Origin of the sequence: Siminovitchia sp. FSL H7-0308 (assembly GCF_037980985.1) — a bacterium.
Taxonomy (GTDB): domain Bacteria; phylum Bacillota; class Bacilli; order Bacillales; family Bacillaceae_C; genus Siminovitchia; species Siminovitchia thermophila.
Genome location: NZ_CP150282.1, coordinates 756,856 through 769,312, shown reverse-complemented (window position 1 = coordinate 769,312; position 12,457 = coordinate 756,856). Strand labels below are relative to the sequence as shown.

General features: G+C 42.1%; 14 protein-coding genes. 4 read left to right on the top strand and 10 right to left on the bottom strand.

Annotated features, from left to right (window positions below; translation table 11 throughout):
* Positions 1–4: 4 nt before the first annotated feature.
* From MHB50_RS03695 to MHB50_RS03675, 5 genes are all read right to left on the bottom strand, one after another.
* Positions 5–493, bottom strand: a complete 489-nt coding sequence (locus tag MHB50_RS03695; protein WP_205179624.1) for a TRAP transporter small permease — start codon at positions 491–493, stop codon at positions 5–7.
* Between the two features lie 49 nt (positions 494–542).
* Positions 543–1,589, bottom strand: a complete 1,047-nt coding sequence (locus tag MHB50_RS03690) for a TRAP transporter substrate-binding protein (protein WP_077110946.1) — start codon at positions 1,587–1,589, stop codon at positions 543–545.
* Between the two features lie 16 nt (positions 1,590–1,605).
* Complete coding sequence (locus MHB50_RS03685) at positions 1,606–2,358, bottom strand: glucose 1-dehydrogenase (protein ID WP_083717400.1); 753 nt, start codon at positions 2,356–2,358, stop codon at positions 1,606–1,608.
* 48 nt (positions 2,359–2,406) lie between these two features.
* Positions 2,407–2,865, bottom strand: coding sequence for a VOC family protein (locus MHB50_RS03680; RefSeq protein WP_205179628.1), 459 nt, complete (start codon positions 2,863–2,865; stop codon positions 2,407–2,409).
* Between the two features lie 359 nt (positions 2,866–3,224).
* On the bottom strand, positions 3,225–3,674 hold the full coding sequence (locus MHB50_RS03675) for a Dps family protein (protein WP_205179629.1): 450 nt from the start codon (positions 3,672–3,674) through the stop codon (positions 3,225–3,227).
* Positions 3,675–3,894: 220 nt separating this feature from the next.
* Between MHB50_RS03675 and ytzI the strand changes: the two genes are divergently transcribed.
* The 3 genes from ytzI to MHB50_RS03660 all read left to right on the top strand — a co-directional run bounded on the left by ytzI (position 3,895) and on the right by MHB50_RS03660 (position 4,586).
* The gene (gene ytzI, locus MHB50_RS03670; RefSeq protein WP_139345598.1) at positions 3,895–4,044 is read left to right on the top strand and encodes a YtzI protein; all 150 of its coding nucleotides are present in this window, start codon (positions 3,895–3,897) and stop codon (positions 4,042–4,044) included.
* A 27-nt stretch (positions 4,045–4,071) separates the two neighbouring features.
* Entirely contained in the window at positions 4,072–4,293 is a 222-nt protein-coding gene (gene yidD / locus MHB50_RS03665; RefSeq protein WP_205179630.1) for a membrane protein insertion efficiency factor YidD, read from the top strand.
* Between the two features lie 137 nt (positions 4,294–4,430).
* Positions 4,431–4,586, top strand: coding sequence for a DUF1540 domain-containing protein (locus tag MHB50_RS03660; protein ID WP_077110954.1), 156 nt, complete (start codon positions 4,431–4,433; stop codon positions 4,584–4,586).
* A 100-nt stretch (positions 4,587–4,686) separates the two neighbouring features.
* Here the strand turns inward: MHB50_RS03660 and MHB50_RS03655 are convergent, their stop codons facing one another.
* From MHB50_RS03655 to MHB50_RS03635, 5 genes are all read right to left on the bottom strand, one after another.
* Complete coding sequence (locus tag MHB50_RS03655; RefSeq protein WP_205179639.1) at positions 4,687–6,132, bottom strand: o-succinylbenzoate--CoA ligase; 1,446 nt, start codon at positions 6,130–6,132, stop codon at positions 4,687–4,689.
* Positions 6,133–6,446: 314 nt separating this feature from the next.
* Positions 6,447–7,265 carry a 1,4-dihydroxy-2-naphthoyl-CoA synthase gene (gene menB / locus MHB50_RS03650; protein WP_077110957.1) on the bottom strand — a complete coding sequence of 273 codons (819 nt, stop codon included), beginning with the start codon at positions 7,263–7,265 and terminating at the stop codon, positions 6,447–6,449.
* A 24-nt stretch (positions 7,266–7,289) separates the two neighbouring features.
* Positions 7,290–8,102 (bottom strand): 2-succinyl-6-hydroxy-2,4-cyclohexadiene-1-carboxylate synthase, encoded by an 813-nt coding sequence (menH, locus tag MHB50_RS03645; RefSeq protein WP_205179632.1) that lies wholly within the window; start codon positions 8,100–8,102, stop codon positions 7,290–7,292.
* A complete protein-coding gene (gene menD / locus MHB50_RS03640; RefSeq protein WP_340084868.1) occupies positions 8,102–9,844 on the bottom strand; it encodes a 2-succinyl-5-enolpyruvyl-6-hydroxy-3-cyclohexene-1-carboxylic-acid synthase in 1,743 nt (580 codons plus the stop codon). Before menD ends, menH begins: the two co-directional genes overlap by 1 nt.
* Positions 9,841–11,241 (bottom strand): isochorismate synthase, encoded by a 1,401-nt coding sequence (locus MHB50_RS03635; RefSeq protein ID WP_340084867.1) that lies wholly within the window; start codon positions 11,239–11,241, stop codon positions 9,841–9,843. The genes menD and MHB50_RS03635 overlap by 4 nt, the downstream gene beginning before the upstream one ends.
* 190 nt (positions 11,242–11,431) lie before the next feature.
* On the opposite strand from MHB50_RS03635, the gene MHB50_RS03630 reads away from it, so the two are divergent.
* Positions 11,432–12,358 carry a 1,4-dihydroxy-2-naphthoate polyprenyltransferase gene (locus tag MHB50_RS03630; protein ID WP_205179635.1) on the top strand — a complete coding sequence of 309 codons (927 nt, stop codon included), beginning with the start codon at positions 11,432–11,434 and terminating at the stop codon, positions 12,356–12,358.
* Positions 12,359–12,457: the final 99 nt, after the last annotated feature.

Below are 12,457 nucleotides of genomic sequence, written 5' to 3'. Positions count from 1 at the left end.
CCCCTTACACTTGAACATCTTGTTGTGTCGGATTCATATTTTTCCTGAATAATTGAACTGTAAGTCTAATAGACATTAGTAAATATCCTAATGGAATCCCCAGATAGACGATTCCTTTCGCCAATCCCATGGCCGGCGAATCTCCGCCAACTTCCAGCATCGTGAATGAATACTCAAAACCCACATAAGTAATCACAATAGAAAATAACAACCAGATAAACAAGCCTATTTTTTTTACAATCGGTTGCGCTTTCTTTGGAAATAAAGCCAAAGTAGCATCAACCTTTATATGAGACTGTGTAGCAGTTACATATGCCGCCCCGGTAAAAGTAAGCCAAATAAATAGATATCTAGTTAGTTCCTCAATCCACATGAAAGAAGTCCCAAAAATATACCTTGCCACTACTTCAACAAACATAATGACAGTCATTATCACCAATAAAAAAACGCAAAAGAAACCTTCCATTCTAAAAAGATCCTTCTTATCACCCATATTGTTTTTACTCACCCCAACTCTATTTATTGAAGCCAATCCTTATGGATTATTTGCTTTTCCCTAAAATATCCAATGCCATGTCATAATTTTCCACGCCCACTTTATCAATATTATTGTCAACGGCCGGCTGAACAGCTTTTATGAATAATTCAAGTTCATCTTCACTCGGCTCTACAACTTTTACACCTTCTTTTTTCATTTCTTCGATCGCATCTTTTTCTGCTTTGATTGCCAGCTCTCTGGCATATTTAATTTGTTCCTCAGCAGCTTTGTCGACTACATCCTTTAGCTCATCTGTCAGGCTGTCATAAAAACTTTTATTTACCATCAAAACATGAGGCAATGGAAAATGTCTGGTAAGTGTTAAATGTTCCGCCGCTTCGTAAAATCTGTCTGCATGGATTAACGGGGTTGTCGTCTGTACACCATCTATCGTCCCCTGCTGTAAAGAGGTGAAAATTTCACCATATGAAATCGGTGTAGGGTTCGCCCCCATTGCAGAAATGGTCCCCGATTGGAGAGGCGTCGTTGTACTCCTAATCTTCAAACCTTTTAAATCATCAGGTTTGCGTATTTCCCGTTGATTGTTGGCAATGGCAAAAGAACCAATACTGAAAACCCCTAAATAATAGGCGTTTGATTTACTTTCCAAGTCATTCCTTAGGACTTCGCCATACTCGCCATCGGTTAATTTATACATTTCTTCCTCATTTGAAAATAAAAACGGAACATCAAAAATATTATAAGAAGGCGCCTTGGCATTACTTGCCACAATAAAGGCTGCATTTGTGACAACATCCAGCACACCTGTCTGCAACATTTCATACTCCATATCTTCCGACGGCGTTAAAGTGCCTCCGCTGTATATTTGCACTTCTATTTGTCCATTGCTTTCCTTTTCAGCTACCTCTTTAAATTTTTTATATCCGGTATTTAAAAAATTGTTATCTGTCACTAAATTCGCCATTCTAATGACAACCTTTCCACCATCTGCGCCAACTGTCCCGGCTTCTTTATTAGTGCCGCAGCCAGATAGCACCAAGACAATGGCCATAAATGAGAAAGAAATGGACTGCAGCTTTAATTTTCTCACAATAATTCCCCCTTTTTTATCTCCCTAAAAACCCGCCATCAACTGGTATGATCGCTCCGCTAATATAATCAGACTTTTCCGAAGCCAGAAATTGAACAGTTCCGGCAAGCTCCCGAGGTTGTCCAAATCGCCCGATTGGTATTCGGCTCACTAAAGATTCATATCTCTTTTCATCAATCAAAATATGGTGGTTTAATTCTGTTTCATAGTATCCCGGCGCAATGGCATTTACGCTTATACCCTCTTTTGCCCACTCATTCGACAAAGATTTCGTTAACTGAGCCACCGCTCCCTTGCTGGCAGAATAAGCAGAAGCGTGAAATCCTCCTTGGCTGGCAAGTACCGAGGCAATGTTGATTATCTTTCCCTTTCCTCTCTTTTTCATATCCTCAGCGGCTAATCTGCATAATTGAAAAACAGCCATGATATTTACCTGTAAAATTCTCTGAAAATCTTCAATCTGAAAATCAATAGCCGGCAACGATTTATGAATGCCAGCATTATTTACTAAAATATCCAATTCACCATCCAATAACTCTAATGCCCGATCAAACACTGACGGCAAATTCCTTTGGTCAGATAAATCGGCTTGTAAACCAATCACGTCAAAATCTTTTTTACATAAGTCTTCTACTGTTTGTTGTAAGTTAGGTGAAATATCTAAAATACAAACTTTCACCCCATATTCACAAAGCCCTTCGGCCATAGCCACTCCCAATCCTTGGGCTGCTCCGGTAACGATCGCTTTTTTTGAATGTAAATCTTCCATATTTTTTACCCCCATAAATGTATTCGCTTGCACATTTGCTCGTTTTTCTCACTTTCCTCTTTCCATTAACTCGATCACATAGCCATCCGGGTCGAGCATATACACAGCTTTTGATCCTTTATTTGCTCCAGCCGTGATATTAACCACTTTTTTTGACTTAAACTTGATTCCTTTAGCTTGTAATTCCTCAAATAATGCATCCAAATTGTCTACTTGCAAACAAATATGCCCTGTTCCATAATCACAGGACCGCGCGTTTCCCGGATAGGTGTCAATGCCTGTGTATTCCAATAACTCAATGACATGTCCTCCAGGAACTTGAACGAAAGCAATGTCAATCCCCTTCAATCCTGGGATTTCTACGATTTCCAAAATATAATCACTGATGACGTTTTGCGTTGATAAAAGTTCAAACCCTAATGTATTAACATAAAAATCAAGAGCATTGTTCAAATTCCTTACAGTTATTCCACTATGTATAAATCCTGTTATGTTACCTTTTTCCATTTTTGTTCCTCCTCTTTCCGTATAAATAACTTTGCAAAAACCATGCCAAACCTAATCTATTAAAATCAAATATGTTAATTCGTTTTTCTGATGCAAAAAAACAACAGTGATGCAAAAGTCCAAAGATTTTCTTTTTTAGAATGAATAATTTTAGTTAATAAATAACACTCGGAGAAGGGACTATACAGAAGCATTATTCAATTTTTCGGGAAGGTGATAGGGAAACGCATAAGGGATAAGGGGGAAGATATTTAAACTGAGAAGTTCCTCTAGAAAGTAAATTGAAGGGGAAACGCTGAATGATCTGTATGCGGGATGTAAATAAAAACGCCCGGCAATATGCCGGACGATTGCTGTTATTATTTTCCTAGATAAGCTTTGAGCATCCAGTTATGTTTTTCCAAGCTCTGATGAATGGCGAGGAGCATGTCACCTGTTGTCTCATCACCGGTTTCAGCGGCTAAAGACATTCCTTCTTTAAGCTCTTCTGTCAACTTCGTAAAGTCATCGACAATGTTTTGCACCATGTCTTTGGCTGTAACTCCATATCCTGCTTCCTCTACACAAGCCATTTCCAAAGATTCCTTCAAGGTTGCCACTGGCTTCCCTTCCAACGCAAGCAATCTTTCTGCCAATTCATCAATGTGAAGTGCGGCCTCGTTGTAAAGTTCTTCAAATTTGTCATGGAGAGTGAAGAAATCGGGTCCTGTTACGTACCAGTGATAATTATGTAATTTTGTGTACAGGACAGTCCAGTTCGCTATCTGCTTATTGACAAGATCAACCAATCCCTTACTGTTTTCAGCCATTTTATCATTCCTCCTATACCATGTAATATACCCTAAACGCTTAAAACAAAACAATTTAATGCCTATATGCGGCAAATTTTTTCATTAAAAAACGCTCGATCAATAGAAAGACAACTCTTCTGTTCAACAAGCCCCATTTGAAAATGAATGTAAAGATGATACATGTTCAACCTGGAACGAACTGTGCTACAATAGGATCAGTTAAAAGGGGGAACAATGAATGAAGCTTGTCATGGTTATATCCATTATCATTTGCATCGTGGTAATTGTTGTAACAGCCCTCGTTACCACTAAAGCCTATTCATTTAAACATACGGTTGATCCAGAACCGGTTGACGGAACAAAACACTCTGGTGAAAAAACATCATAAAAGCTTGATGGGAAAGAAGCGTTCATTATGAAATACATTTTATTGGCGTTTATTCGTTTTTACCAAAAGATGATTTCTCCATTGAAGCCGCCCACATGCCGTTTCTACCCAACCTGCTCCCAATATGGACTTGAAGCCATTCAAAGGTTTGGCGCATTTCGTGGATGCTGGCTGACGATCAAGCGCCTTGTCAAATGTCATCCATTTCATCCCGGCGGCATTGATCACGTTCCAGAAAAAAAACAATAAGGGGCTTCTTGTAGTGCTATCGTGCCTTCACTTCCACCCGAGGGAGTCTTGCTGCATGCCCTATCAATATTTTTCCACTCATAGTCTCACTCCGTCTTCCGATACTATTCATGTATCAACAAAAAGGAGTGATACACGTGGCTGAAGATGTATTGTGTGAAGTGCAAAACTGTCTCTATTGGGCAAAGGGCAACAAATGTGCGGCTGACAGAATCTATATCGTGAGCCATGCGGGAAAAATGGCCGATAACGAGAAGGAAACCGATTGCCAGACGTTTGAACCGCATAAATAATGAAGGAAAACGGTTTTGTTTGCAGGATTTTCAAATGATAGGACGAAGTTGAATCATATGAAAAAGCGGGATGTTTTCGAATTGAAAACTCCCGCTTTTTTCATTTTAAAAATTGCACAAGTTCTCGGCGAACAAGTTTGTTTGCTCCATTTTTCGGCAACTCTCCGACATGGATAAACTTTTTTGGGACTTTGTACGGCGCCAGTCTTTCCCGGCAAAAGTCAACCAGTCTTTCTTCTGAAATATCATCCCTTGATACAATAAACGCGTAAGGGACCTGTCCCCACTTTTCATCGGCCACACCTGTCACACCTGCTTCAATGACAGAAGGATGGGCTAAAAGGACTTCTTCGATTTCGGCAGGATAAATATTTTCACCCCCGGAAATGATCAAGTCCGAACGACGATCGAGTACAAAGACATATCCATCTTCATCGAGGTAGCCAATATCGCCTGTTGAAAACCAGCCATCCTGAAAAGATGTCTTATTTGCAGTTTCCCTGTTTAAATAACCGGGAGTCACATTTGGTCCTCTTACGACAATTTCACCTGGTTCCAAAGGAGCCGCCTCCCGTCCCTCATTCATGATCTTGAGTTGAAAAGGAAAGAGCGGCTTACCAGCGGAACCTATTTTCACCAAACTGTCCTCCGGCGAGAGTGTAACAATCTGGGAAACTGTTTCGGTCATTCCATATGTTTGATAAACAGGAATGTTTTTCTTTTTGCACGATTCCAGCAACGGTCGCGGAGCCGGTCCACCGCCAAGGAGCAAGCAGCGGAAATTCGGATGGTACGTTTCATCTCCCAATTCGGATAACATGCGATTCAACATGGAACTGACCGCTGACATGATCGTCACTTTCCCCGAAGATAAAGCATCATTGACTTTTTTTTCATCAAATTTGTCCATTAGCATTACCGGAATACCATAAATCACACTGCGAAGCAAAATGGAAAAGCCGCTAATATGGTAAAGCGGAACGGTGCACAGCCACATATCATCTTCACGAAGCCCGAGATTCAAAACGGATCCCGCAGCACTCCACCAATGATTTCCGTACGTCTGCAACACTCCTTTGGGTTTACCCGTTGTTCCGGATGTATACATAATGGAACAAACTTCATCCAGATTGAATTCTTCTCGGATTTTTAACTGGCCCGTTTCTTTGGGCAATCGGTTAATGCAAACTGTTTTCGTCGTTACCGATAATTGTTGGACGGATTTTTCAAAGCTTTTTTCAAATAACAAAATATCCGCTTTACAGTCATTTAATTGAAAAGCCCACTCACTGGGCGTAAGCCTGCTGTTTAAAAAGACAACTTCTGCACCGATCTGCTGAAGAGCATGGATGATAAAAACCGTTTCTGGCCGGTTGCTCATCAGTACCGCTGCCCGGCTTCCTTTAAAAATCGGCAAGAAGGCCAAGTTATCTGCTGTTTCCAACACTATATGAAGCATTTCTTCAAATGACCATGATTTTCTCCCAAAAACAAGAGCCTTGCGCCGCGGGGTAAGCCCCGCCCTTTTTAATAGCCAATTGGGCATCGTACTCACTAACAAAACCCTCCTTTACAAAAAACTGGCATGAAAGTTCCTTTCCCATTTATAAACCCGATACGCTAGGACCTTCATCCAGAGCTTCATTGATGCCAGCTAAAATAGCATGTACATGACCCCTGTCGCTTTCCTATTTTAAGCAGCAAAACAAAAAACCTGCTTCGATATCATCGAGCAGGCTCACAAGCGGCCCGTCTGCCATTATCGCCGCTGAATTTTAGGACATGCATATTTACTTCGAATAAACTCCGCGCTCAATCATATTGTTCCGTAACGAGTTCACCAGATCCTCTTTGAGTGTTTTACGGAAAACGGGGAAACTGTCCGAAATCCGGCTTTCTTTTTTCTTTAAAGGCATCCCGGCCTTCTTTTGCCTCGTCTGTTGTATAGTAAAGCAGCGTAGCATCCCCAGCCAACTGTTGGAGTCCGGCAAGACCGTCTGTATCCGCATTAAATGCAGCTTTCAGGAAGCGCAGGGCTGTTGGGCTTTTTTCAAGCATTTCTTCGCACCATTTAATTGTTTCCTCTTCCAATTGGTCAAGTGGAACAACTGTATTGACAAGACCCATTTCAAGCGCTTCTTGGGCATTGTATTGGCGACAGAGGAACCAGATTTCTCTCGCTTTTTTATGGCCAACAATTCTCGCCAAGTACCCCGAACCGTAACCAGCATCAAAGCTGCCGACTTTGGGGCCAGTTTGGCCAAAAATAGCATTGTCCGCCGCAATCGTTAAGTCGCAGACGACATGTAGTACATGGCCGCCTCCAATGGCATATCCCGCTACCATTGCTACGACAGGTTTTGGAATCACACGAATTAACCTTTGTAAATCCAGTACGTTCAAGCGAGGAATATTATCTGATCCTACATACCCCCCGTGTCCTCTCACTTTTTGGTCACCGCCTGAGCAAAATGCTTTTTGCCCTGCACCTGTCAGAATAATCACTCCGACGTCCGAATCATCCCTGGCATAAGCAAAGGCATCAATCAATTCCATGACTGTTTGAGGCCTAAAGGCATTATGTACTTCCGGCCTGTTAATCGTTATTTTGGCAATGCTGTTATACGTTTCATATATGATATCTTCGTATTCTCTCTCTTTTGTCCATTGAACCGACATATCGAGACCTCCTCATGATATAGTTCAAGCTAGTTTCAATAAAAACTCTTTTACTATTGTACCAAATTTCATCGGGTCTTCCACGTGTAATGCATGTCCCGTCCCTTTCAACATGACAAGCTCCGAGCCCGGAATCATTTTTTCCATATCTTTAGCAATACGACAAAATTTAATGTCCAGTTCACCACACATGATCAATGTTGGAGCTTGGATTTCTTGAAGCCGGTCCCACCAAGATGGCTGCTTTCCCGTCCCCATTCCAAGTAAACTGTTGGCAAGCCCTTCCGGCCTGTTCTGTAATCTGCTTTGACGAATGGCTTTTTGTTTTTCAACAGGCAACGTTTTCTGGGTAGCAAAAAGCGGGATGTTTTCCCAGTAATTGACAAAATTCCTCATCCCGTCTTTCTTGATCTTATTGGCCAATTGTTGATCGGCCACTACCCTTTGTGCACGTTCTTCTTTTGTTTTTAATCCTGGCGAAGAGCTTTCCACTATTAAGCTTTTGATACGATCCGGATAGAGGAGAGATGTACCCAAAGCAAGCCTTCCGCCCATAGAATAACCTAACAGATGAACGCGATCGATTTGAAGATTATCCAATATTTGCATGAGATGGGATGCAGCCACTTCCATCTTATATAAGGATGGATCTTCTGGAGCATCCGTCTTTCCATGCCCAAGTAAGTCCACCGCAATCGTTTTGAATGATCCCGACAAGATCTCCACTGTATCTTTCCAAGTGCCACCATCACCAGTAAACCCATGAAGGAGCATTACTGCTTCACCAGATCCTTGGACATCATAATGATAAGAATTGCCATTTATTGATAGGAACATTATGTTTCACCTTGAAAAAATTGGTTTATTTCCTGGGAAACATTTTGCCATAACGATCTGTGATTCTGGAGGTTTTTGTTACGATCTGTCGGAATTTCAATGATATTGATACCTTCATTTTGAACTGCGTCCAACATAGACGCCTCTAAATCTTCCCTACTAAACACTTTGGAATATTGGGCGCCATATAATGCTGCTGCGTGTTTAAAGTTGAGTCCCGTTGGTGTGCCAAATAACAATTCAAAATGCGTCCCATTTTCAGCTTGCTGGAGATGGGAAAAAATACCTCCTCCATCATTGTTAAGCAAAATGATATTCATGTTAATTTTATGTTGCTTGGCTGCCAACAAACCATTTACATCGTGGAAAAAGGAAAGGTCTCCAATCAATAGAAAAAGCGGGTGATAATGAACAGCGACACCAATAGCACTCGAAACGATCCCGTCTATTCCATTTGCGCCACGATTGCCAAACAGACGGATATTTTTATTGTTTGCATGAAAAAAAGTATCCATATCCCGAATCGGCATGCTGTTACCAATAAAGACTGCACATTCAGGCGGGAGTAATTCACAAAATTTGGAAACTGCTTTTCCTTCATCAAGCTCATCGCTCATGCTTATATGAGAGCGTATCGTATTTTTGGCAAGGGCATTTACCCGCTTCCAATTGTTGATCCAAGCTTGGTTTTTTGGATAAGGAAACTGACTCAGCTTTTTACAAAAAATGGTTTCGGAGCCATAAATCATTTCCGAACTTAAATAATGGGGATCTCTCCATCCACCGTTTCCGTCCACAAAAATATGATTCACTTTGGCCAGCCTTTTGAAAAAAAGGGCTAAAGGTTTGGAAACAGGCATTCCCCCAAAATGAATCACCACATCCGGCGCCAATTCTGTTTTGGCAGCCTCTGACCTAAGTATGGCATCATAACTGTCCATTATGAGGTCCGACGCATCTGATAAGCTCCGCAGCTGCGATAGGGGATCGGCCAAAACAGGGTAACCAAGACTTTCAGCAAGTTGCAAAACAGCTGCTGAAAAATCCTTGTCATCAATCACTCCACAAACAATAAGCCCCTTTTTCGCCTGCATACATAGATCGGCCACCGCATTGATTGTTTCCTCTGACACATCCAGGTGTTGTTTCAGAACAATGGGATGAAGAGGGTCTGATTGTTCATAAGGCGCAGGCTCCAGCCTTGGAACCAGCGGTTCCCTCAGCGGAAAATTTAAATGTACCGGCCCTGGCATCAACCCACCTGCGATGGAGACCGCGCGGGTCGCCTGGGAACGCACATATTTTTTGGCGTTATCCCCTCCCTCAGGCAAAGCCATTTCCCTGAACCATCTTACATGATTTCCATACAGGTTTAGCTGATCAATTGCCTGTGGCGCTCCAACGTCTCGCAGTTCCGGCGGGCGGTCCGCGGTCAAAACGATCAATGGGACTCTTGATAAATTTGCTTCAACCACAGCAGGATAGTAATTGGCGGCTGCAGTCCCGGAGGTACATAAAACGGCAACAGGCCGCTTAGATGCCTTGGCTAATCCAAGGGCAAAAAAGCCTGCCGACCTTTCATCAATATTGATATACTCCCGGATGGATGGATGATCAGCCAATAACATGGCCAACGGCGTGGAACGGGAGCCGGGACTAATAACTACTTCCCGAACCCCGGATTTGGCCAGCCCGTCTATAAATGCTGCTATATATTCCGTTAAAGTGTCTTGCCAGCTCATTCTTCCGTTCCCTCCATTGCCAGCAGCATCGGCTCAAATTTCATGCTCGTTTCTTTTAGTTCCTCTTCCGGATTTGAATCGGCAACAAGTCCGCACCCGGCATACAAATAAGCTTCGTCCTGTTTCATCAACCCCGAGCGGATAGCGACAATAAACTCACCATTTCCACGAAAATCAGTCCAGCCGATTGGTCCAGCATACAAACCCCTGTCCATCATTTCTTTTTCCCGTATTAATTCGAGAGCTTTGTCAGTGGGAACGCCTCCCAGCGCCGGAGTAGGGTGAAGCTTTTCTACGAGCTGAAAAATGGATGTGGACGACTTTGCCGTTCCCTTGACAGGAGTGTAAAGATGCTGAATATAGGGCGTCTTTAGCAACTCTGGATGTTTTGGAACTTCCATGCTTATACAATGAGGGGCAAGGGCATTTTTAATCATTTCCACAACAAGCGCGTGTTCATGCAAATTTTTCTCATCGGTGATCAAGGTTTGACCAAGCTTTAGATCTTCCTCCGGATCTTTATTTCTCCCGATCGAGCCGGCAAGACTCGCAGAAAAAATAGTATTTCCGGATTTTTTTACAAGCCTTTCCGGAGATGCCCCGACAAAGCAGCGCTCTCCGGACTCGATGGCAAAGATAAAACTATTGGGCTGTTGAGAATTCAAATTTTGTAATACCTCCTCGGGTGCAGGAGGATTGGAAAACACAAGCCTCATCTTTCTAGACAATACGACTTTTTCAACTTTCGTTTCCTTTATAAGATTTACGACATCCCGGACAGATGTTAACCATTCACCTACCGAATGTTCTTCCTTATACAGTAAAGATGAAGATGCGTGATGTTCATTCTCATTCATTGGATGGCTGATGAGCTCTTCAATTTCCTTCTCTGCATGAAGACGCGCCGCCTCCTCATGTTCTTTATTTTCCAGCAAATTAACCGTCATAAAGCAATCGCCGTTTAAAGCCGTCAGCATAAACTTAGGCAAATAAAATAGGGCATCTCCAAATGGCTGCCAAAGTTCTTCTTTAATACTGTATGGATCAAAAGAAAAACCCCCAAACAAAAGCGGTCCTGTTCCCGGGGTTTCAAATGGGTTATCTATCATCGCCGATCCAAGCTGCTTTTTCCACACTCTTTCTAGTTGCCCAAAACGCTCTTCGGCACTGTTATTAATGAATGAGCGGGTGATCCCAAGTCCAACGAGCACCAGCCCATCATCCGGACTTTTCCAGAAAAAACTTTTTCCTTTGTAATGAGGACGATTAGATTCATAAAAAAAAGCCGGGTTTATGTTTTTGACTTTTTTTGTGAAGCTAAATAGAGTTTTATTGGATTGATCTTTATCTTGACTTAGTATATTTAATTGTTTGTCCCGAAAAGTTAAATTAATCAAAGTAACTCTCTCCTACATCGTGGACTTTTCATTTTTACCCTATTTACTTATTATATATGAATATAAGGACTAAATGTAGTAAATTCGCTTTCGGCAAAGATTTCCGTATTCTAGCTCAAAAAGCATTGACACTTTTGCCTACATTTTCTACACTTTAGTAGGTGAAATATGTTAAGGGAGAGAATTTTGAATGAATATTCAAGCTCAATCTGCCTTTCCTGAAGAAAAAGGCTGGCGGATTTGGTGGCGGTTGACCCGCCCGCATACATTAACCGCCGCTTTTGTTCCCGTTTTGCTTGGAACGGCGTTATCAGCAAATCAACAGCCTATTCACGGGCTTCTCTTTGCCTCCATGCTAGTTGCAAGTTTGCTTATTCAAGCTGCAACGAATATGTTTAATGAGTATTATGACTATGCCAGAGGCTTGGACAACCAGCATTCTGTCGGCATTGGCGGTGCCATCGTAAGACACGGTGTAAAACCTGCGACTGTTCTTGGGCTCGGCTTTGCTTTCCTCGGCGCAGCGGTACTATTAGGCGTTTATATCTCTGCTAGCAGTAGCTGGTGGATCGCACTCGTTGGCCTCGTCAGTATGGCGGCCGGTTATTTTTACACGGGCGGACCTTACCCGATTGCTTACACGCCTTTCGGAGAAATCACATCAGGCTTTTTCATGGGTTTTGTCATTACGCAAATATCCTACTTTATTCAAACAGGAAGTATAAGCCTTATAAGCGTCCTTGTGTCCATGCCTATATCTATCTTAATTGGCGCAATTATGCTTTCCAATAATATCAGAGATTTGGACGGAGACAAAAAAAGCGGAAGAAAAACGGTTGCCATCCTTGTAGGCCGGGAAAAGGCAATCAAATTGCTTGCAGCTATGTTCATCGTTTCTTATGTTTTTATACTCATACTTATTTTCTTCTTTTCTCTATCTCCATGGCTTTTGCTTACGTTCGCAAGCATTCCGAAAGCTATCAAGGCCGTTAAGGGTTTTATTGGAAAAACCGAGCCGATCCAAATGATGCCAGCAATGAAAGCAACCGCCCAGACGAATACCATTTTCGGATTCCTAATGGCGGCCAGTTTCTTTATCAGTTATGTGATCAGTTAAAAGAGTCTGTGACAGAAGCAAATATGAAATAGCAAAAACCGAACAATTCATTTATAATTGTTCGGTTTATTTGTGTGAAAAAATCCTTACCATCGCTAC

What these genes read in the sequence shown, in the direction of transcription:
- MHB50_RS03695 (WP_205179624.1), bottom strand. Translation starts at nt 493, where the DNA reads ATGGGTGATAAGAAGGATCTTTTTAGAATGGAAGGTTTCTTTTGCGTT.
- MHB50_RS03685 (WP_083717400.1), bottom strand. Translation starts at nt 2,358, where the DNA reads ATGGAAGATTTACATTCAAAAAAAGCGATCGTTACCGGAGCAGCCCAA.
- MHB50_RS03680 (WP_205179628.1), bottom strand. Translation starts at nt 2,865, where the DNA reads ATGGAAAAAGGTAACATAACAGGATTTATACATAGTGGAATAACTGTA.
- MHB50_RS03675 (WP_205179629.1), bottom strand. Translation starts at nt 3,674, where the DNA reads ATGGCTGAAAACAGTAAGGGATTGGTTGATCTTGTCAATAAGCAGATA.
- ytzI (WP_139345598.1), top strand. Translation starts at nt 3,895, where the DNA reads ATGAAGCTTGTCATGGTTATATCCATTATCATTTGCATCGTGGTAATT.
- yidD (WP_205179630.1), top strand. Translation starts at nt 4,072, where the DNA reads ATGAAATACATTTTATTGGCGTTTATTCGTTTTTACCAAAAGATGATT.
- MHB50_RS03655 (WP_205179639.1), bottom strand. Translation starts at nt 6,132, where the DNA reads ATGCCCAATTGGCTATTAAAAAGGGCGGGGCTTACCCCGCGGCGCAAG.
- menB (WP_077110957.1), bottom strand. Translation starts at nt 7,265, where the DNA reads ATGTCGGTTCAATGGACAAAAGAGAGAGAATACGAAGATATCATATAT.
- menH (WP_205179632.1), bottom strand. Translation starts at nt 8,102, where the DNA reads ATGTTCCTATCAATAAATGGCAATTCTTATCATTATGATGTCCAAGGA.
- menD (WP_340084868.1), bottom strand. Translation starts at nt 9,844, where the DNA reads ATGAGCTGGCAAGACACTTTAACGGAATATATAGCAGCATTTATAGAC.
- MHB50_RS03630 (WP_205179635.1), top strand. Translation starts at nt 11,432, where the DNA reads ATGAATATTCAAGCTCAATCTGCCTTTCCTGAAGAAAAAGGCTGGCGG.